Raw genomic sequence first — 21,539 nt, 5'->3', positions numbered from 1 at the left:
GTGACTATGAAATTTAAAATATCTGATTACCCAAGTTCTTATTTAGGAATTGAATTTGAAAAAGATGAAAAACTAATCACAGAAAAAGGGAATTTAATTTACTGCGATGGAGAGTATACTGTTAACAATAAAATTGAAGCTAGAAATTACAAAAACTGGATAGCTAAAATATTCGGCGGAAAAAGTTTAACATATAATATTTATACAGCAAAAGAAAACCTAAAATTAGCACTATCAACAAAAGATAACGCCGAAATTTTCAGTATTGATATTTTAGAAGATAATCCTATTTTAATTGAACCTAATTTACATTTTGCAAGAACTATAGGTGTAGAATTTACTCTTGAAAAAAAAGATTGGAAAACTACATTAAATGATGGTTTAAAGTTAAAAACTGTAGGAAGTGGAACATTATTTCTAAAAGGTTATGGAAAAATTATTGAACAAAAAATTAATTCTGAAAAACCTATTTTTATTGATGAAAATGCCTTAATTGCTTTTGAAGACACGTTAAAAATTAAAACTATTTCAAGAAATCTTAAAGAATTTATAACAACTGGTGAAGGGTTATTATTTGCAATAAAAGGAAATGGTAAAGTTTGGATTCAAACAAGAAAAAAAGGAGAACACACAAGTAGTGGCGGAATACTAGATGGAATATTTAATTTTATGAAATAGAAATTCATTAACAAAAAACATTAAAAAATGTTCCTTATAAACCTGACTTACAAAACAGAATTAAATAAAATTGACCAATTTTTAAACGAGCATATTCAATTTCTAAATGAACAATATAAATTAGGAAACTTCCTTCTTTCAGGAGGAAAAAATCCCAGAACTGGTGGTATAATACTATGTCAAATTACTAATAAATCGGTATTACAAGAAATCATTGAAAAAGACCCTTTTAAAATACATGATTTAGCTAATTATGAATTGACGGTATTTACTCCTACTAAAACCTGTAATGAACTAAAATTTTTATTAAAATAACAAAAAAAATCCCGAGTTATAAAACTCGGGATTTTTTTATATTTTAAAAAACTATTTATCAATAGAACCTAAAACACGTTTCATAAAATTATTTAACGCTTCTTTTTTAGGTGTACCTTCTTTTATCATTTTATCAACTTCAATAGCTCCGTACATATTTGATATTAACTCACCAATAACATCTAATTCTTCATCTTTTAAAGATGGAACTTCCGTTAAGGCTTCTAATGTTTCAATCGTTTCAAGTACATAATCCTGATCGTTTTCTTCAATAAAAGAAGTTAAGTGTTTTATAACTGGTAATTTCATAATACAATGTTTTTTTATTAGGTCGATCGGAGTCGAGACCTTATTTATATAATTTCTCGATTCCGATCGAGTTAACTAAAATTATACAACCTCGTTAATTAATTCTTTTAAAGAATCGAATTTATTTGTTTGTACTTGATTTACAAATTTACCATCTACAAAAGTAGCAAAAGTAGGTAAGTTACTAACGTCTGCTAATTGTCTACTTTCTGGAAATTTCTCTGCATCAACAATTAAAAAAACCATTTCTTCATTTTCAGAAGCTAACTTCTTAAATTTTGGTTTCATAATACGACAGTTACCACACCAAGTTGCTGAAAATTGTACAGCTACTTTTTTGTTACCTGCTACTAAATCTGCTAAATTATCTTGACTTAATTCTTGTACCATAGTTTTAATGTTTTAAAAAAGGAGTTCGTGTATTTCATCCCCCAATGATTACACGAACTAGCTCCTTTCAAAATATAATATTAGTGAGATGCTAAATATTCAGCAGTTCCTTTTGCATTTGGTTTCATAGCGTCTTTACCTTCTTCCCAGTTTGCAGGACATACTTCTCCGTTTGTTTGAACATGAGAATATGCATCAATTAAACGTAAAAATTCGTTTACGTTACGACCAACTGGTACGTGGTTAACACCTTCATGAAATACAGTTCCTTCTTCATCAATTAAATAAGTAGCTCTGTATGTTACATTATCTCCAACTACTTGCACAGTTTGAGTTGCTTCATCAAAAACCTCATCAGTAATATCTAAAATACCTAAAATTGATGATAAGTTACGGTTGCTATCTGCTAATAAAGGATAAGTTACACCTTCAATTCCTCCGTTATCTTTAGATTGGTTTAACCAAGCAAAGTGAACTTCAGGAGTATCACAAGAAGCACCAATTACAATAGTGTTTCTTTTTTCAAACTCACCTAAAGCTGCTTGAAAAGCATGTAATTCTGTAGGACATACAAAAGTAAAATCTTTTGGGTACCAAAATAATAATACTTTTTTCTTGTTTTTTACAGCTTCTTCTAAAACATTTACTTTAAAAGTATCTCCCATTTCGTTCATTGCGTCTACGCTTAAACCTGGAAATTTTTTACCTACTGTTGTTGCCATTTTTATATTTTTTATTGATTATTATACATTTTTATTATTACAAATATACCAAGCAAAACTAGTAGAAAACAAAAAAGTTGATGCTAATTTTTTATACAAACATCAGCTTTTCTTATAGCAAACTAATTAAGTTATTAGTTTTACCTATTTACTAGCAAATAATATTACATCTTTTTCAGAAACCTCTTTTTCTCCTAAAATAATTAAACGTTCTACTACATTTCGTAATTCACGAATGTTACCTGTCCAATCATATTCTTGAAGTAATTTAATAGCTTCTTTAGAAAATGCTTTTTTAGGAGTTCCTTGTTCTTCAGAAATTTTTGAAGTAAAAAAATCTACCAATAAAGGAATATCAGTTCTTCTATCATTTAATGAAGGAACTTTAATTAAAATCACTGCTAAACGATGATATAAATCCTCACGAAAACGACCTTCTGAAATCTCTTTTTTCAAGTCTTTATTTGTTGCAGCAACAATACGCACATTTACTTTTATATCTTTATCCGAACCAACACGTTGTATTTTATTTTCTTGTAAAGCTCTTAATACTTTAGCTTGTGCCGATAAACTCATGTCACCTATTTCATCTAAAAAAATAGTTCCACCGTTTGCGGCTTCAAACTTTCCTGCTCTATCTTTATTTGCTCCAGTAAAAGAACCTTTTACATGACCAAATAATTCACTTTCTATTAATTCTGATGGAATAGCAGCACAATTTACTTCAATCATTGCTGCTTTTACTCTATCTGATTTTTCGTGTAACCAATGTGCGACTAATTCTTTTCCTGTTCCGTTAGGTCCAGTAATTAAAACACGTGCATCCGTAGCTGCTACTTTTTCTATAATTTCTTTAATATGAGTAATCGCATCACTCTCACCAATCATTTGATAACCTTTGCTTACTTTCTTCTTTAAGCGCTTGTTTTCTACAATTAACTCTTTTTTATCCAAAGCATTACGAACAGTATTCAACAATCTGTTTAAATCTGGTGGCTTAGATATATAATCAAAAGCACCTAAACGCATTGTATTTACTGCGGTATCTAAATCTCCGTGACCAGAAATCATTACCATTGGTGTTTCAGGTTTTATTTTTTTAGCTTTTTCTAATACTTCAACACCATCCATTTTTGGCATTTTAATATCACACAAAACTAAATCATAATCTTTATTTTTAATCATTTCAATTCCTACTAATCCATCTTCAGCCTCTTCAACTTGATAAGTATCATTTTCTTCTGAAATAATTTTTTTTAAAACTCTACGGATTGCCGCTTCATCTTCTATTATTAATATTTTGCTCATATATTTAATTTTATGCGTTATTATTAATACAATAATCACGCCATCAAACTTATTTATTTATAATATGTATATCTCTTTGTGGAAAAGGAATTGATATTTGATGAGTTCTAAATAACTCATCAATTGTAAACCTCAAATCACTTTTAGGAATTTGTGCCTGAAAGCTATCATTTAAAGTGAATATCAACTTAAACTCTAAAGCACTATCACCAAAGTTTTCAAAAATCACTAAAGGAGCAGGATGTTGATATACCTTCGGATGTTCGTTTGCTGCTTTTAATAATAATTCTTTTACCAACTGAACATCGCTTCCGTAGGCAACCCCTACTAAAACAGATTCACGAGTTGTAGTACCGTTTTGTGTCCAATTGTATAAACTATTTGTTAAATATTTATGGTTAGGAATCACCAATACTTTATTGTCAATAGTTACTGCACGAGTTGTTCTTAATTTTATTTCTTCAACTCTACCTACTTTTCCGTCTAATTCAATAATATCACCAACATGCACACTTTGATCTACAATAATAAAAATACCTGAGATTATATCTTGAAAAAAAGTTTGCAACGCCAAACCAACACCAATTAATAATGCTGCCGAAGCTGCAAAAATAGCGGTTACGTTTACTCCTAATGAATTTAAAGTAGTTAAAAAGATAATAATATATAACAACCAACTAGCAAAAGAGAAAACGGTATTGAATTTATTTTCATCTTCATTTTGAAGTCTTTTTTTAACAAATTTCTCAAAGTATTTTAATAAGAAGGAAGCTAGCATTAAAATAATTAATAGCATTAAAATAGCTTTAATACTAATTCCTATTTCTTTGTTAAATTGAAGCGTATAATTCAATATTTTATTAAGTTCTTTCATACCAATAAAATTATAATAATTTGTTCATTTTAAACATAAAAAAAGCAGTTATATTTTTAAAATAACTACTTTTTTTGTTTGATACTATATCTACTATTATTTACCCATTATAACGAATCCACTTCCATAAATCTTTATAGGTTGGTTTTTTACCATACATTAAAATACCTACTCTGTAAATTTTTGCAGCAATCCAAACAATCACAATAAAAGTAAGTACTAATAATAACATTGATAAAGCAATTTCCCACCAAGCAACTCCGAATGGCACACGCATTAACATAACTATTGGCGATGTTAAAGGGATATATGAAAAAATAATAGACACAGGTCCATGTGGGTCGTTAATTACCGTAAATGCACCAACATAAACCGCTAACATTAACGGTAGCATTATTGGCATCATAAATTGTTGTGTATCTGTTTCGTTATCAACTGCAGCACCAACTGCAGCAAATAATGAACTATACAACATATAGCCTCCTAAGAAATAAAATATGAATAAGAAAAATAAAGTAAACCAAGGTAATTTTCTAATTTCTAAAAATAACCCGGCTTTATTCCCCATTAATTCTTGCATTTTTGCCACTTGATCAACATCAATATCTTGTGAAAAAACTTGTGAAGTATCAATTCCGATAAATAAAGAAACCCCAACAACACCTATTAATAATAAAATTCCCCAGATAAAAAACTGTAATAATCCAGCAGCTCCGTTTCCGATAATTTTACCCAACATTAATTGAAATGGTTTTACTGATGAAACAATAACCTCAACAATTCTACTTGTTTTTTCTTCGATAACACTACGCATAACCGATGTTCCGTACAAAATCATAAACATCATCAGCAAATATCCTGCAATCGTTCCTACTCCAATCTTCATATTGTTAATCATTTTTGAAGATTTTTCACCAGAAAAATTATACATTTTTATATCCGAAGAAATTTTTGTGGCTTTAATTTTTTCTAAATCGATGCCTAATTCCTTCATTTTTAAATTACGTAAATGGGTATTTACGTTGCGTTCTATGTTTTCTATAGTAGTTAAACCTGGTGTATCTTTTGAGTAAAATTCAACAGATTTTGCTAATAATTCTAAACTATCTTGCTTGGGTATAAATAAAACCCCAAAATGATTTCCTTCTTCAACTTTCTTTTTAGTTTCTTCTATACCTAATTTTGTAAAATCTTGATATTTTATGGTTTCAGTATCTTTAAAATTATCTTTAGAAAAAACACCTGAATTATCTACATAAACAATTTCTTTAATTTTCTGATCATTTTGTTTCATCAAAAAAACAACCAATGCCATCATAGCAATCATTATTAGAGGACTTAAAAAAGTCATCATAATAAACGATTTATTTTTAACTTTAGCTTTAAATTCTCGTGCTATAATTAATTTTAACTTGTTCATTTTTTTAGCTGTTTTTACGTATTGACTCAATAAAAATATCGTTAGCACTTGGTATTAATTCTACAAAATGTTGCACCTGTCCTTGGGTGGTTAAAAATGATAACAAATCGTTTGCAGAATTTCCTTGGGTTAATTGTACTTTTAATTTTAAACCATCATTTAACAATTTAAAATCCGCAGGAAAAACCTTAAAATTTTCTTTTAATTTTGATGATACTTCATTCGGATTTACTGTATTTAAACCTACTTGAAACGTATTTGTTCTAAACTGACGTTTGATATCATCTAATTTACCGTCTAATATTTTATTCGATTTATGAATCAATGCAATTTCATCACACATTTCTTCTACCGATTCCATTCTGTGGGTTGAAAAAATAATCGTAGCGCCTTCATCTCGCAATTGTAAAATTTCTTTGGCGATTAATTGTGCGTTAATTGGATCGAAACCAGAAAAAGGCTCATCAAAAATTAATAATTTAGGCTGATGTAAAACCGTAACAATAAATTGTACTTTTTGCGCCATTCCTTTTGATAGCTCTTCTAATTTTTTATCCCACCAAGTAGTTATTTCAAATTTATCGAACCAATATTTAAGGCGTTTTTTTGCTTCGGATTTAGTCATTCCTTTCAACTGAGCCAAGTACAAAGCTTGTTCACCTACTTTCATCGATTTATACAAACCTCTTTCTTCAGGTAAATATCCAATGTATTCTATATGATGTGGTGCTAATTTTTCGCCATCTAAAATAACTTCACCACTATCAGGTACGGTTATTTGATTTATAATTCTAATCAAAGATGTTTTTCCTGCTCCGTTAGGTCCAAGTAAACCAAAAACACTTCCTTTAGGTATTGATAGTGAAACATCGTTTAATGCAGTATAATCGCCATAACGTTTTACTACATTTTTAATTTCTAATAAATTACTCATTCTTTTTATAGTTGATTTTGTAGTTGATTTACTGTTCTTTTTCAAAAACCAATAATGACAAAATTACATATTTTTATACTTATTAGTAACAAGTTTACTCCAAACGTTACACTTTAATTTAATGTTAAATTTACTATGCATGCATAACTTTTTATTAAAAATACTATGCATGCATAATAAAATTCTATATCTTTGGCTCACATGGATAAAAATAAATCAATAGATCATCAACTAAGAGCCACTTGGCAAGCTGTTGCAAAAATGTACAACGAACAAGCTGCAAAGCATGATAGTACAATGTCAACTGCTTTTGTTTTGTTGAATATCGATTTCGAAACAGGAACTCCTTCAACCGCATTAGGTCCACTAATGGGAATGGAACCAACGAGTCTTTCTCGTTTACTAAAAACAATGGAAGACAAAGAAATTATATACAGAGAAAAAAACCCAAATGATGGCAGAAGCGTAATCATTAAACTTACTGATTATGGTAAAGAAATGCGTGAAATTTCAAAAGGACATGTATATCAATTTAATAATGAAGTAAAAAAACACCTTACAGAAGAAGAGTTAAATCTTTTTTTTAAAGTAACAACAACCATAAACAAACTTATTACAGAAAAGATGGTATATTGATACCAATAAAAAAAGCTGTATAAAACCAAAAAACAAATGACTAGAAGAATTAAAAAAGTAGCAATTATCGGTTCGGGTATTATGGGAAGTGGTATTGTACGTCATTTTGCAAACATTGGCGTTGAAGTCTTATTATTAGACATTGTTCCTAGAGAACTAAACGACAAAGAAAAAGCAAAAGGACTAACGTTAGAAGATAAAGCTGTTCGTAATCGTTTGGTTAATGACGCTTTAAGTGCTTCTTTAAAATCGAAACCATCGCCAATTTATTCTCAAAAATTCGCCGAAAGAATTACCACTGGTAATTTAGATGACGATATTTCAAAGGTTGCCGATGTAGATTGGATTATGGAAGTTGTTGTTGAGCGATTAGATATTAAAAAAATCGTTTTTGAAAAACTAGAAAAATACCGTACTCCTGGTACTATTATTTCTTCAAACACTTCTGGTATTCCTATCAAGTTTATGAACGAAGGAAGAAGCGAAGATTTTCAACAACATTTTGCTGTAACTCACTTTTTTAATCCTCCACGTTATTTAAAATTATTTGAAGTTGTTCCTGGTCCTGATTGTAAACAAGAAGTTACTGATTTCTTAATGGATTATGGTTCTAAATTTTTAGGAAAAACTTCAGTTTTAGCTAAAGATACTCCTGCTTTTATTGGAAATAGAATTGGAATCTTCGGAATTCAATCTTTATTTCATCAAGTAAAAGAATTAGGTTTAACCGTTGAAGAGGTTGATAAATTAACAGGTCCTGTAATTGGTCGTCCAAAATCGGCAACTTTTAGAACTGTTGATGTTGTTGGTTTAGATACTTTAGTACACGTTGCAAACGGTATTTACGAAAACTGCCCAAACGACGAAGCACACGATTTATTTAAACTACCTGATTTCATCGATACAATGATGGAAAATAAATGGTTAGGAAGTAAAACTAAACAAGGTTTTTATAAAAAAGTTGTAAACGCTGAAGGGAAAAAAGAAATTTTGACCTTAGATTTAGAAACGATGGAATATCGTTCTAAAAAACGTGCAAAATTTGCTACTTTAGAATTAACAAAAACAATAGACAAACCAATTGACAGATTTAAAGTGTTAGTTGGCGGAAAAGATAAAGCGGGAGAATTTTACCGTAAAAACTTCGCAGCAATGTTTGCGTATGTTCAAAATAGAATTCCAGAAATTTCTGATGAATTATATAAAATTGACGATGCTATGAAAGCAGGTTTCGGTTGGGAAAATGGTCCTTTCGAAATTTGGGATGCCGTAGGTGTTCAAGAAGGTATCGAATTAATGAAAGCAGAAGGTAAAGAACCTGCTACTTGGATTACTGAAATGTTAGCAAATGGTCAAACCTCTTTTTATACTATTAAAGAAGGCGCTACTTATTTTTATGATGTTCCAAGTAAAACTCAAACTAAAAAACCAGGTCAAGATTCATTTATCATTTTAGATAATATCAGAAAAACAAACGAAGTATTTAAAAACTCAGGGGTTGTTATTGAAGATTTAGGTGATGGAATTTTAAATTGTGAATTTCAATCTAAAATGAACACTATTGGTGGTGATGTTTTAGCAGGATTAAACAAAGCAATTGATTTAGCTGAAAAAGATTTTCAAGGATTAGTAGTTGGTAACCAAGGCGCAAATTTTTCGGTTGGAGCAAATATTGGAATGATATTTATGATGGCTGTTGAACAAGAATATGACGAATTAAATATGGCTATCAAGTATTTTCAAGATACCATGATGCGTATGCGTTATTCTTCAATTCCTACAATTTCAGCTCCTCACGGTATGGCTTTAGGTGGTGGATGTGAATTATCATTACATGCTGATAAAGTTGTTGCCACTGCTGAAACCTATATGGGATTAGTCGAGTTTGGTGTTGGAGTTATCCCTGGAGGTGGTGGTTCTAAAGAAATGGCTTTACGTGCCTCAGATACTTTCCGTACAGGAGATGTTCAGTTGAACGTATTGCAAGAATATTTCTTAACTATTGGTATGGCAAAAGTAAGTACCTCAGCTTACGAAGCATACGATTTAGGTTTATTACAAAAAGGAAAAGATGTTGTTGTTGTAAACAGAGATCGTCAAATTGCCGAAGCTAAAAAACACGCCATATTAATGGCTGAAGCTGGTTATACACAACCAACTTCTCGTAAAGATGTTTTAGTTTTAGGTAAACAAGCCTTAGGTGCTTTTATGGTTGCTACTGATTCTATGTATGCAAGTAGATTTATATCAGAACACGATCAGAAAATTGCAAACAAGTTAGCCTACGTAATGGCTGGTGGAGATTTATCAGAACCAACAAAAGTTTCTGAACAGTATTTATTAAACCTCGAACGTGAAGCCTTTTTAAGTTTAACAACAGAACGTAAAACGTTAGAACGTATTCAACATATGTTGAAAACAGGAAAACCATTACGTAACTAAACTTCACTCTAAAACATCAGAAAAAAATGAAAACAGCATATATAGTACAAGGATATAGAACCGCTATTGGAAAATCAAAAAGAGGTGCATTTCGCTTTAAAAGAGCCGATGAACTAGCTGCGGAAACCATTGAATATTTAATGGAACAGTTACCTGATTTTGATAAAACACGTATTGACGATGTAATTGTTGGTAACGCAATGCCTGAAGGATCACAAGGTTTAAACATGGCACGTTTAATTTCTTTAATGGGATTAAAAATTGATGACATTCCTGGAGTAACCGTAAATCGTTTTTGTTCATCAGGATTAGAAACAATTGGTATGGCAGTAGCTAAAATACAGTCAGGAATGGCAGAATGTATTATTGCTGGTGGTGCTGAAAGTATGAGTTCTGTACCTATGACAGGATTTAAACCAGAATTAAATTACGATTTAGTTGCTGACGGTCATGCAGATTATTATTGGGGAATGGGAAATACTGCGGAAGCGGTTGCTGAAAAGTATAATATTTCTCGTAAAGATCAAGATGAATTTGCTTTAAACTCACATTTAAAAGCTTTAAGAGCACAAGCTGAAAATCGTTTTCAAGATCAAATAGTTCCTATTGAAGTTGAAGAAACTTATGTAGATGAAAACGGAAAAAAAGCTACAAGAAAATATACAGTAACAAAAGATGAAGGACCTCGTAAAGGATCTAACATTGCTGGTTTAGAACGTTTACGTCCTGTATTTGCTACAAACGGAAGTGTAACTGCTGGTAACTCATCACAAACAAGTGATGGTGCTGCCTTTGTTATGGTGATGAGCGAAGAAATGGTAAAAGAATTAAACATCAAACCAATTGCTCGTATGGTAAGTTATGCCGCTGCTGGTGTACCTCCTAGAATTATGGGAATTGGTCCAGTTGCTGCAATTCCAAAAGCATTAAAACAAGCAGGATTAAAACAAGAAGATATTAGCTTAATTGAGTTAAACGAAGCTTTTGCTTCACAATCTTTAGCAGTAATTCGTGAATTAGGATTAGATGCAGACATCATAAACGTAAATGGTGGTGCAATTGCATTAGGACATCCGTTAGGTTGTACAGGTGCTAAATTATCTGTTCAATTATTCGATGAAATGCGCAAGCGTAATATGCAAGGAAAATACGGTATGGTAACTATGTGCGTAGGTACGGGACAAGGTGCTGCAGGTATTTTCGAATTCTTAAACTAATAACTAAAAAAAACAAAAAATGGCAGATTTATTAAGAGGAGGTCAATTTCTAGTAAAAGAAACAAAATGTGAAGATGTTTTTACTCCTGAAGATTTTACCGAAGAGCAAAAAATGATGAAAGAAGCGGTTAGTGAATTTAACGACCGTGAAATTATGCCTCATAAAGCTCGTTTTGAAGCAAAAGATTACGCCTTAACCGAAGAAGTTATGCGTAAAGCTGGAGAATTAGGTTTCTTAGGTGTTTCTGTTCCTGAAGCTTATGGCGGATTAGGAATGGGATTTATTTCTACCACGTTAACTTGTGATTATATTTCAAGCGGAACAGGTTCTTTTAGTACTGCTTTTGGTGCACACACAGGTATTGGAACTATGCCAATTACTTTGTACGGAACTGAAGCTCAAAAACAAAAATATGTTCCAAAATTAGCAACAGGAGAATGGTTTGGTGCTTACTGTTTAACAGAACCAGGTGCCGGATCTGATGCTAATTCAGGAAAAACTACTGCTACCCTATCGGAAGATGGAACGCATTATAAGTTAAACGGACAAAAAATGTGGATTTCAAACGCAGGTTTTTGTAACATTATGATTGTTTTTGCTCGTATCGAAGATGATAAAAATATTACTGGTTTTATTGTTGAATATGATAAAAACAATGCAAACGGAATTACTTTAGGTGAAGAAGAACACAAATTAGGAATTCGTGCTTCTTCTACTCGTCAAGTATTTTATAATGATACGATTGTGCCTATCGAAAATATGTTATCGGCAAGAGGAAATGGTTTTAAAATTGCCATGAATGCCTTAAATATTGGTCGTATTAAATTAGCCGCTGCTTGTTTAGATTCTCAAAGAAGAGTAACAAGTATTGCTGTAAACTACGCAAACGAGCGTAAACAATTTAAAACGGCTATTTCTGAATTTGGTGCTATCAAAATGAAATTAGCAGAAATGGCAACTAATGCATATGTAGGAGAATCTGCATCATACAGAGCTGCTAAAAACATTGAAGATAGAATTGCTTTACGTGAAGCTGAAGGAAACACACATCAAGAAGCTGAATTAAAAGGTGTTGAAGAATATGCTATTGAATGTTCTATTTTAAAAGTGGCTGTTTCTGAAGATGTACAAGCTTGTGCTGATGAAGGAATTCAAATTTTTGGAGGTATGGGATTCTCGGAAGAAACTCCTATGGAATCTGCTTGGAGAGATGCTCGTATCGCTCGTATTTATGAAGGAACAAACGAAATTAACAGATTACTTTCTGTTGGAATGTTAGTTAAAAAAGCAATGAAAGGTCATGTAGATTTATTAAACCCTGCGATGGCTGTTGGTGAAGAATTATTAGGTATTCCTTCTTTTGATACACCTGATTATTCTGAATTATTTTCTGAAGAAAAACAAATAGTTGCTAAATTAAAGAAAGTATTCTTGATGGTTGCAGGATCTGCAATTCAAAAATTTGGAACAGAATTAGAAGAACATCAACAATTGTTAACTGCTGCTTCTAATATTTTAATTGAAACTTATATGGCAGAATCTGCTATTTTAAGAACTGAAAAAAATGCAAAACGTTTTGGAGAAGATTCTCAAAAAGAACAAATTGCAATGTCTCAATTATATTTATATAATGCGGTAGATATTATCATCAAAAATGCTAAAGAAGGAATTGTTTCTTTTGCTGAAGGTGATGAACAACGTATGATGTTAATGGGATTAAAACGTTTTACAAAATATGCAAATCAGCCAAATGTAATTGGATTACGTAACATGATTGCTGAAAAATTAAAAGCAGAAAATAAATACTGCTTCTAATTATAAAATACTATAATTAATTACAAAATTTTCTATAATGTCATAACTGTAGAATTTAGTTGTTTGTTTAAAAGGTTGTCAAAATTTGACAACCTTTTTTTATTAGCTCAAAATACTTTTAAAATCAATTAATTTTATATTTATTTTTAACATTATTTTAGCTTTAAAAGCTAGTTACAAAAGCTTTTATAGAGGTTCTATTTCATTTTTATTTACTAAATTAGATGCATTAAATAAGTAACTATCCAAATAAAAAAGAATAGTATCTTTCAAATAAAAACTAAAAAAAAATGAGTACAATTAAATTAGGAGATGAAGCTCCAAACTTTACAGCACAAACAACAGAAGGAGAAATAAATTTCCATAATTGGCTTGGTGATAATTGGGGAATTTTATTTTCACACCCTGCAGATTATACTCCTGTATGTACTACTGAATTAGGTACTGTTGCAAAATATAAAGCAGAATTTGACAAAAGAAATGTTAAAGTAGCAGCTTTAAGTGTTGATGGACTTGATTCTCATAACGGATGGGTTAAAGATATTAACGAAACTCAAAATACGACTGTTAACTTTCCTATTATTGCTGATGAAGATAAAAAAGTAGCCATGTTATATGACATGATACATCCTAATGCAGATAATCAACTTACCGTTAGATCTGTATTTGTTATTGGAACAGATAAAAAAGTTAAATTAACGATTACCTACCCTGCTTCTACTGGTAGAAATTTTGATGAATTATTAAGAGTAATTGACTCGTTACAATTAACAGCAAACCATAAAGTTGCAACACCTGCAAACTGGAATAATGGTGATGATTGTGTAGTTGTACCAGCAATTGCAACTGCTGATATTCCTGCGATTTTTCCTAAAGGATACACAGAAGTTAAACCTTATTTAAGAATGACTCCACAACCAAATTTAGATTAAATAGTACTTCTATTAATTACAATAAACATCAATAAAAAACACTTTACAATTTGTAAGGTGTTTTTTTATAAAAGTGATTCTCCACATAAAAAACAAAACATTAAATTTGTAAGAATAGTTATAGTCGTTAAGTAACAATTTCTTTTTAATTCAAAAAACAACCTATGCAAATTACATCAAATTTTGATGCAGGTAATATTATAGTTGTATCACAGCAAAAAAACACAACACAATTAAAAATACGTAAAGACACTAATTCTGATTTTTTTCAGTGGTTTAATTTTAAAATTACCGATGCTATAATTGGCAACACTTATAATTTTTGTATTGAAAATGCGAACGAAAGTGCATTTCCTGATGGTTGGGACAACTATAAAACTAACGCTTCTTATGATGCTAAAAATTGGTTTCGTTTACAAAACACCGAATATAAAAACGGTAAACTTTATTTTAGTATTACACCTACACAAACCGAAGTGAGTTTTGCCTACTTTACTCCTTTTACTTATCAGCAACATCTTGATTTAGTAGCAACGGCCAGTAAAAGTCCTTTATGTACGACTACTATTTTAGGCGAAACAATCAATAAAAAAACTATTGAACTACTACAATTTGGAACACCTAGTCCCGATAAAAAAAACATCTGGATTATTGCACGTCAGCATCCTGGTGAAAGTATGGCAGAGTGGTTTATGAATGGAATTGTAAATCGTTTTGTTTTAAAAGATACAACTATTGATAAATTATTAACAAACTGTTGTTTTTATCTGATTCCAAACATGAATATTGATGGATGTATAGCAGGAAACTTACGAGTAAATACCTTAGGAATAAACTATAATCGTGTTTGGGAAAATCCTAATAAAAATACAGAACCTGAAGTTTTTTACTGCAAACAAAAAATGCAAGAAACTGGTTTAGATTTTTTATTAGATGTTCATGGTGATGAAGCTATTCCATATAGTTTTGTAACTAGTTTACAAGGAATCCCTAGTATTACTGATAAAATTTTATCCGAAGAAATTCGCTTTAAAAATGAATGGATGGCGGTAACTCCTGAATTTCAAGATACTTATAAATATAAAAACAGCTTACCAAATCAAGCAAATTTAGGTGTTTGCTCTAAACAAATCGGCGAACTTTTTAAAACATTGTCTTTTACCTTAGAAATGCCTTTTAAAGATAATGATGCTATTCCTGATTTAGAAAAAGGATGGTCGGCAGAGCGTTCGGAAGTTTTAGGAGCTTCTTTTTTAACAGCTTTAGAAAAATTTTTATCAGGAAAAAACTAAACGATAAAACAAAACTATGAAAACTACTTTTAAAATAAATTATGAAATAAATGATAATGCTAAATTAAAAGGTGAGTTTATTTTTGATAAAAAATCAAATACAGTATTAATAAGTGAAAATGATATCGAAACTATTTTATCAGAATTAACAGCATTAATTATTGATTTAAAAAAGAAACATAAAATATATCAATTTAGTTTCAATATTAACTTAATTGATGAAAATGATACGTCAAAAGTATTATTTATTGATGAAAAAGCACTTTTTAATGAAGTAAGAAAATACAATACTTTATCATCAGCAACAATTAAATACCTTAAAGTAACTGACGACGGCGAATATGATTCGAGAATTTGGGAAGATTGCGAAAATCCGTTAGGAACAGAAGCTATTTTATCATTAGTTAGTAAAGATAAAAAATGGATGCCCGAATATATCAACTTTTTAAGAACCTGCGATTTAGACCACGAAGTAAATCAGGGAGGCGATATGGAAGAACTTATTGAACAATACGGATGGAACAAAGAAACTTGTTCTCTTGCGATTGCTCGATTAATAACCTGTTGCGGGCAACACGGAAGTGAACAATTTGAAGATTTATTAGAAAATGGTCTTTCTGATTATATTCAAGAAAACAAACTTTTATTTCTTGAAAAATTGATGGAAGAATTTAAATATGCTTTAGATAGTGATAGCTGTTATTCACCAAGTTTAAATGGCTTAAAAGAAGATTATTTAAATGAATTTTTTGAATATATCGAAGCCCTTAATAATATTCTTGATAAAAATGATTTTGATAAAATAAATATCTACCTATCAAATTATTGGGATGCTTTTAATAATAAAAAATAATAGCTATATTTTTAAATAACTATTGTATTTGCGTTAGCGATAGAGCGGTTTGTTTGAGCTCTTTTTTGTTTTTTTCTTCTAAAAAAATAAAAAAAGCGAGTAGCGAAAGCGCGACCCTTGGGTAACGCCCAAAATATTTCTCATAAAAATATCTAATAAAAAAGAGCGTTTACAAAATATGTAAACGCTCTTTTATGTTTTAAAAGATATTGCTATTTATTCTAAAGCACCTAAATAACGTTCAGCATCTAAAGCTGCCATACAACCTGAACCTGCTGCTGTTACTGCTTGACGGTATTCTTTATCTTGAATATCACCAGCGGCAAAAACACCTGGTAAATTTGTTTTAGTCGATTTTCCTTCGGTAATTAAATACCCAACTTCATCCATATTTAAAACACCTTTAAATAAATCAGAATTAGGTTTGTGTCCAATAGCAATAAAAACACCTGTTACAGGAATTTCTGTTGTATCTTTTGTTTGATTATTAATCGCACGAACACCCTCAACTACTTTATCACCTAAAACCTCATCTATTTCAGTATTATATAATACCTCAATATTTTGAGTTTTTTCAACTCTATGTTGCATTGCTTTAGAAGCTCTCATATAATCTTTTCTAACTAATAAAGTAACTTTATTACAAATATTAGCTAAATAAGTTGCTTCTTCGGCAGCTGTATCACCAGCACCTACTACTACTACATCTTGCCCTTTATAGAAAAAACCATCACAAGTAGCACAAGCCGAAACTCCACCACCAATTAAACGTTGTTCACTTTCTAAGCCTAAATATTTAGCAGTTGCTCCTGTTGATATAATAACTGTTTCTGCTTCTATTTCAATAGATTCATCAACAATTACTTTATGAATACCTCCTACTTCGGTACTTAAATCAACTTTTGTAACCATTCCAAAACGAACTTCAGTGCCAAAACGCTCTGCTTGTTTTTGTAAATCGTTCATCATTGCAGTTCCATCTGTTCCATTTGCATAACCAGGAAAGTTATCAACTTCAGTTGTTGTTGTTAACTGCCCTCCCATTTGCATACCTGTATACATAACAGGTTTCATATCTGCTCTTGCAGCGTATATTGCAGCTGTATATCCTGCTGGTCCTGAACCAATAATTAAACATTTAATTTTTTCTGCCATCATCTAAAATTTTTTGGTACTACAAATGTAATTTTTTTTGACATCTAATATCTTCTTTTAATATATATTTTAATTATTACACAATAAATGAAAGTTATTTTTAGTGTTGAAAAAAAAATAATATTTTTTTTATTTTTTTGTTGCAGATCTATTTATTTGTTGTAGATTTGCAAACTGATAACCGTACGGGGTGTAGCGTAGCCCGGTCATCGCGCCTCGTTTGGGACGAGGAGGTCGCAGGTTCGAATCCTGCCACCCCGACTAAAAAAGTTCAGATTTTAAATCTGAACTTTTTTTATTTTATAACAACCTTCCAAACACTGCTTCCTTCTTTTAAAAAATAAAATCCACTAGATAAATTATCTGTACTTACAAAAAGTGTGTTTGAAATACTATTAAAATAAGTTACTACTTTAATTTCTTTACCATTTAAATCAAGTAATTGAATACTTGAATGTACATTCATATTCGTTATCTTAATTTCTTGATTACTTATTATTGGGTTTGGATACACTATCGTTTTACTTTCTTCTAAAGTATTTTCATTATTATTTCCTTGAAAATAAGTTATGGCTTTATTAAAAACATCAACACCTACTTTTTTACCAATAATTCTACCAGGAATATCATCCATTGGCGGATGAATTCCTCCCCAAATCCTTGATAAACTACATTGATCAGAAGCATCTTTATAAGTTGCCCACTGCAATACAATATCTTTACTTGGTCCTTCTTCAAAAACTAAAAACTCATTCTTCTTAGCAACAAATTCCCCTAATCCTCCAGGAAAAAATTCAGATCCTGTTAATAATGTTATTATTTCTGCCGCAGCTCTTGAATATGTAGAATGCCCAGAAACATAACCTGCAAAAGGTGGAGTAACAAAAGAAGGTCGTTGATAAGGCATCCAGTTTTCTGCCAAAATCCAACCTACACCCGCAACATCAGTATCAGGATTATCAATAAAATTATGACCTTTCCAAGTATATAATTTTATTTTACCTAAATTACTTAAGTTTTCTAAATATAAAGGGTCTGAGTTTGTAACAACTTCAATATAATTAGGTATTAAATTTATACCATTTTTATTATAATTTGGCAAATCTACATCAGTACTTTGCCCTTGATTTGCCATATAACGAATTGCAGATATAGGTCTTATATAATCATACCAACCTTTAACACTCCATGCAGAAATAGCTGAATCGTGCATTGCAGCACCTAAAGTAAAATAGGTTTTTAAATCCCATTCTAAGTCACTTACTATTTCTCCTTTTCCTTCAAACTTTTTTTCTAATAATGGATTATCACTTACATAATTAAGTATTGTAAACCAATGACCTGGTGGTGTTTCAGAATCTGGACCATCTGCCCAAAACTCGGCTAATACTCTAGCATAATCACCTCTTGACACATATTGTTCCTCATAAATCTCTCCTGTTATAGGGTTATTATCATAGCCTTTACTTATATCTCCACCTTCTAAAAGATTATAAAATTTATTATAATCTTCAAAATTTTGAGGATAATCATCTAAAGAAACATTCCCTAATGATTTTGGCGAAATATCCCATAAAACATTATCATCAGAATTTAAATGCGACTGCCAAACAGATACTAATGAAAATCCCCATTTATAAATGTCCGATTCATTTTTATCATTTCCTATATATGGTGGACGACCTGGATCGTGATAAACATTATAAGTATTTGAATTTCGACTATAACTTGTTAAATTTTTATCAGATAAAGCAAAAGAAACTACATTTCCCCATTCTGGACTTAAAAAATCAGTAGTACCTTCTCCTGTTACATTACCGCTTTGATCAATATTAATTTCTAATGATAATGGCTGCCATCTATTAGGATTACTTATCAATGGATTTCCTGGTGAATTTGGTACTAATGGATTATTAGCTGGATTATAATGCAAGTTTTCATATTGATTTTGTTCATTTGAACCATCTTGCAATCCGAATTTTATAATATTATCAGCAATATAATTACCCAAAAAAGCCGGATTTCCTTTTGAATAATCAGTAGAAATAATACTAATATCATAACCTAAGGATTCCATTAATTTATTTATAGATAATAAAGTAACTTCTGAATTTGGAGAGTTTTTAAAACGATGCTTTAATAATCTATAAGCAGCATAACTGATGGTTTTTTTTATACTGATATCAGTTTCTTCATTCGAAATAAAATCTTTTAACTCAACTTTAAATCCTTCTACAGAATTCCCTACTAAATAAGGTTTAGCAACATCATTATAAACTGACCAAGCATCATACATAGCTACACTTACGTGAAATAAATTTCGTGCATGAACTGTTGGACGTGCATAATCACTTCTAATAGCTTTTAACAACTCTTCATTCCAAAGTCTAGCTATTGAGTGATCTTCTTTTTTATTATCTTCTAATGTTAAATTCTTAGATTTTTCAGGAAATTTAAATCCTGATAACCTTTGTGCAGTGATTGTTTTTAAAGAAAATACAGTTAAAAAAAGAAGTATTTTACTATAAAAAAGAAGCTTTTTCATTATAATAAAGTTAAAAATTGAAAAATAAATGTACCACTTTTTTATTGTTTTAATAAAAATAATCTTCATTATAAATTATACAACTAATTACTAATTTGTTTTGTTTTACGTAATTTTGTAGTTATGGAATTACTTTTTTTAGGTTTAATAGCTGGTACAATTATTTCTTATTTTATTTTACAAAAATTTTCTTCAGTAAATAGAAAACATATCACTGAAAAACAATCTGTAGTATTGTTAGATAAAATCAAAAAAGTTTCAAAACTTATTACTGTAGAAGGAGAATTTGCTGAAATTTATCATCAGTTGAAAATTCTAAAGAAAAATTTTTAGGTTTATTTACAAGTAAAAAGAAGGCTATTATTTTAATTAATGCCAAAGTTCATATTGGTTTTGATTTCAAGAAAATTAAAATGTATACCGATACAAAAAACAAAGCATTAATTATATCTGAATTTCCACAACCAGAAGTTTTATCCGTAGAACCAAACTTACGCTTTTACGATATTCAAAATGGGTTATTAAATAAATTTAGCTCAGAAGATTTAACAAAGGTAAATAAAGAAGCGAAAGAACATATTCTTCAAAAAATACCCGAAAGTAACTTAATGCAAACTGCCAATAAAGAAGCTTTAGAAGCGATTAATTTAATGGAAAACCTAGTAGAAACTATTGGATGGGAATTAGATTATTCATCTTTAAAATTACCTGAGCCAGATAAAAAATTATTAAACGAATGAATATAGAACAGCTTCGTAATTATTGTATTGCTAAAAAAGGAGTTACCGAACATTTTCCTTTTGATGATGTAACACTTGTTTTTAAAGTGATGGATAAAATGTTTGTTTTAACAAACCTAAATCATTGGGAACAAGGCGAAGCTAAAATAAATTTAAAATGCAACCCTAAATGGTCTTTAGAACTTCGCGCTGAACATTGAAAACATACTTCCTGGTTGGCATATGAATAAAAAACATTGGAATACAGTTTTAATAAATACGACTATTTCTGATGCATTTATCGTTGAATTAATAAATCATTCTTATAATTTAGTAATTAAAGGTTTGACAAAAAAAGCACAAAAAGAACTTCATCTATTATAATTATGAATAAAACAGCACTTCGTAACATCTATAAAGAGAAAAGAAAAAGTTTATCAGAAAAAGAAATTCATACTTTTGAAAAAAATATTTATAAGCAAATTTTTGATATCGATTTTTCAAATATTCAGAATATACATGTTTTTTTATCGATTAAAAATCAAAAAGAAATTGACACCTACCCTATTATTGATTATTTGAGAAGCTTAAATAAAACAATAATTATTAGTAAAAGTAATTTTTCTGATAACACTTTAGAGCATTCTATTTTTGATAAAAACACTACTTTAGAAATTAGTAAATACGGAATTCCTGAACCTATAAACGCCAAAAAATTTGAGGTTAAAAATATTGATTTAGTTTTTGTTCCGCTTTTAATTTCTGATAAACAAAATTATCGTGTCGGCTATGGAAAAGGATTTTACGATCGTTTTTTATCAAATTGTAAGAAAGACATAATTACTATTGGGCTTAATTTTTTTGAACCTATTACTGAAATTACAGATTCTAATAATTATGATATTCCACTTAATAATATTATATTTCCTATATAAAAAACCCCGCAATTATGCGGGATTTTTAATTTTATAACTGATTTCAA

At 30.0% G+C, this 21,539-nt stretch carries 21 protein-coding genes, 1 tRNA gene and 1 pseudogene; 14 read left to right on the top strand and 9 right to left on the bottom strand.

The window, feature by feature from the left end; genetic code table 11:
* Positions 1-6: 6 nt before the first annotated feature.
* Positions 7-678 carry an AIM24 family protein gene (locus PG913_RS02930; protein WP_271231551.1) on the top strand — a complete coding sequence of 224 codons (672 nt, stop codon included), beginning with the start codon at positions 7-9 and terminating at the stop codon, positions 676-678.
* 27 nt (positions 679-705) lie between these two features.
* Positions 706-993: a YciI family protein gene (locus PG913_RS02925; protein WP_271231550.1), complete on the top strand. Its 288-nt coding sequence runs from the start codon at positions 706-708 to the stop codon at positions 991-993.
* A gap of 51 nt (positions 994-1,044) precedes the next feature.
* On the opposite strand, the gene PG913_RS02920 is transcribed toward PG913_RS02925, so the two are convergent.
* From PG913_RS02920 to PG913_RS02890, 7 genes are all read right to left on the bottom strand, one after another.
* A complete protein-coding gene (locus PG913_RS02920; protein WP_271231549.1) occupies positions 1,045-1,302 on the bottom strand; it encodes a DUF6952 family protein in 258 nt (85 codons plus the stop codon).
* An 81-nt stretch (positions 1,303-1,383) separates the two neighbouring features.
* A complete protein-coding gene (locus PG913_RS02915; RefSeq protein ID WP_271231548.1) occupies positions 1,384-1,692 on the bottom strand; it encodes a thioredoxin family protein in 309 nt (102 codons plus the stop codon).
* Positions 1,693-1,772: 80 nt separating this feature from the next.
* Entirely contained in the window at positions 1,773-2,414 is a 642-nt protein-coding gene (locus PG913_RS02910) for a peroxiredoxin (protein WP_271231547.1), read from the bottom strand.
* Between the two features lie 144 nt (positions 2,415-2,558).
* A complete protein-coding gene (locus tag PG913_RS02905) occupies positions 2,559-3,722 on the bottom strand; it encodes a sigma-54-dependent transcriptional regulator (RefSeq protein ID WP_271231546.1) in 1,164 nt (387 codons plus the stop codon).
* A 49-nt stretch (positions 3,723-3,771) separates the two neighbouring features.
* Entirely contained in the window at positions 3,772-4,596 is an 825-nt protein-coding gene (locus tag PG913_RS02900) for a mechanosensitive ion channel family protein (RefSeq protein ID WP_271231545.1), read from the bottom strand.
* Positions 4,597-4,696: 100 nt separating this feature from the next.
* Positions 4,697-6,016, bottom strand: coding sequence for an ABC transporter permease (locus PG913_RS02895; RefSeq protein WP_271231544.1), 1,320 nt, complete (start codon positions 6,014-6,016; stop codon positions 4,697-4,699).
* Positions 6,017-6,020: 4 nt separating this feature from the next.
* Positions 6,021-6,950 carry an ABC transporter ATP-binding protein gene (locus PG913_RS02890; protein ID WP_271231543.1) on the bottom strand — a complete coding sequence of 310 codons (930 nt, stop codon included), beginning with the start codon at positions 6,948-6,950 and terminating at the stop codon, positions 6,021-6,023.
* Between the two features lie 201 nt (positions 6,951-7,151).
* On the opposite strand from PG913_RS02890, the gene PG913_RS02885 reads away from it, so the two are divergent.
* From PG913_RS02885 to PG913_RS02855, 7 genes are all read left to right on the top strand, one after another.
* A complete protein-coding gene (locus PG913_RS02885; RefSeq protein WP_271231542.1) occupies positions 7,152-7,586 on the top strand; it encodes a MarR family winged helix-turn-helix transcriptional regulator in 435 nt (144 codons plus the stop codon).
* Positions 7,587-7,622: 36 nt separating this feature from the next.
* A complete protein-coding gene (locus PG913_RS02880; RefSeq protein ID WP_271231541.1) occupies positions 7,623-10,028 on the top strand; it encodes a 3-hydroxyacyl-CoA dehydrogenase/enoyl-CoA hydratase family protein in 2,406 nt (801 codons plus the stop codon).
* A gap of 26 nt (positions 10,029-10,054) precedes the next feature.
* Positions 10,055-11,245: an acetyl-CoA C-acyltransferase gene (locus PG913_RS02875; RefSeq protein WP_271231540.1), complete on the top strand. Its 1,191-nt coding sequence runs from the start codon at positions 10,055-10,057 to the stop codon at positions 11,243-11,245.
* Positions 11,246-11,264: 19 nt separating this feature from the next.
* Entirely contained in the window at positions 11,265-13,061 is a 1,797-nt protein-coding gene (locus PG913_RS02870; RefSeq protein WP_271231539.1) for an acyl-CoA dehydrogenase family protein, read from the top strand.
* Positions 13,062-13,351: 290 nt separating this feature from the next.
* Positions 13,352-13,993 carry a peroxiredoxin gene (locus PG913_RS02865; RefSeq protein ID WP_271231538.1) on the top strand — a complete coding sequence of 214 codons (642 nt, stop codon included), beginning with the start codon at positions 13,352-13,354 and terminating at the stop codon, positions 13,991-13,993.
* Between the two features lie 164 nt (positions 13,994-14,157).
* Positions 14,158-15,285 carry a M14 family metallopeptidase gene (locus tag PG913_RS02860; RefSeq protein ID WP_271231537.1) on the top strand — a complete coding sequence of 376 codons (1,128 nt, stop codon included), beginning with the start codon at positions 14,158-14,160 and terminating at the stop codon, positions 15,283-15,285.
* Positions 15,286-15,301: 16 nt separating this feature from the next.
* On the top strand, positions 15,302-16,138 hold the full coding sequence (locus tag PG913_RS02855; protein ID WP_271231536.1) for a hypothetical protein: 837 nt from the start codon (positions 15,302-15,304) through the stop codon (positions 16,136-16,138).
* 216 nt (positions 16,139-16,354) lie between these two features.
* Here PG913_RS02855 and trxB read toward each other — a convergent pair whose 3' ends face one another.
* Positions 16,355-17,293, bottom strand: coding sequence for a thioredoxin-disulfide reductase (gene trxB, locus PG913_RS02850; protein WP_271231535.1), 939 nt, complete (start codon positions 17,291-17,293; stop codon positions 16,355-16,357).
* Between the two features lie 186 nt (positions 17,294-17,479).
* Here trxB and PG913_RS02845 point away from each other — a divergent pair.
* Positions 17,480-17,554, top strand: a tRNA-Pro gene (locus PG913_RS02845).
* A gap of 34 nt (positions 17,555-17,588) precedes the next feature.
* Here the strand turns inward: PG913_RS02845 and PG913_RS02840 are convergent.
* Positions 17,589-19,838 (bottom strand): DUF6851 domain-containing protein, encoded by a 2,250-nt coding sequence (locus tag PG913_RS02840; RefSeq protein WP_271231534.1) that lies wholly within the window; start codon positions 19,836-19,838, stop codon positions 17,589-17,591.
* A gap of 123 nt (positions 19,839-19,961) precedes the next feature.
* On the opposite strand from PG913_RS02840, the gene PG913_RS12860 reads away from it, so the two are divergent.
* The 4 genes and pseudogenes from PG913_RS12860 to PG913_RS02825 all read left to right on the top strand — a co-directional run bounded on the left by PG913_RS12860 (position 19,962) and on the right by PG913_RS02825 (position 21,492).
* Complete coding sequence (locus PG913_RS12860; protein ID WP_333780782.1) at positions 19,962-20,171, top strand: hypothetical protein; 210 nt, start codon at positions 19,962-19,964, stop codon at positions 20,169-20,171.
* A 26-nt stretch (positions 20,172-20,197) separates the two neighbouring features.
* Complete coding sequence (locus PG913_RS12855; protein WP_333780810.1) at positions 20,198-20,578, top strand: DUF4230 domain-containing protein; 381 nt, start codon at positions 20,198-20,200, stop codon at positions 20,576-20,578.
* A pseudogene (locus PG913_RS02830) lies at positions 20,575-20,941 on the top strand (MmcQ/YjbR family DNA-binding protein). The gene PG913_RS12855 and the pseudogene PG913_RS02830 overlap by 4 nt, the downstream one beginning before the upstream one ends.
* A gap of 2 nt (positions 20,942-20,943) precedes the next feature.
* Positions 20,944-21,492, top strand: a complete 549-nt coding sequence (locus PG913_RS02825) for a 5-formyltetrahydrofolate cyclo-ligase (protein ID WP_271231533.1) — start codon at positions 20,944-20,946, stop codon at positions 21,490-21,492.
* Positions 21,493-21,539: the final 47 nt, after the last annotated feature.

It is taken from the genome of Tenacibaculum pacificus, from assembly GCF_027941775.1.
Lineage (GTDB): Bacteria > Bacteroidota > Bacteroidia > Flavobacteriales > Flavobacteriaceae > Polaribacter > Polaribacter pacificus_A.
This window is presented reverse-complemented; position numbering and strand designations above follow the sequence as displayed.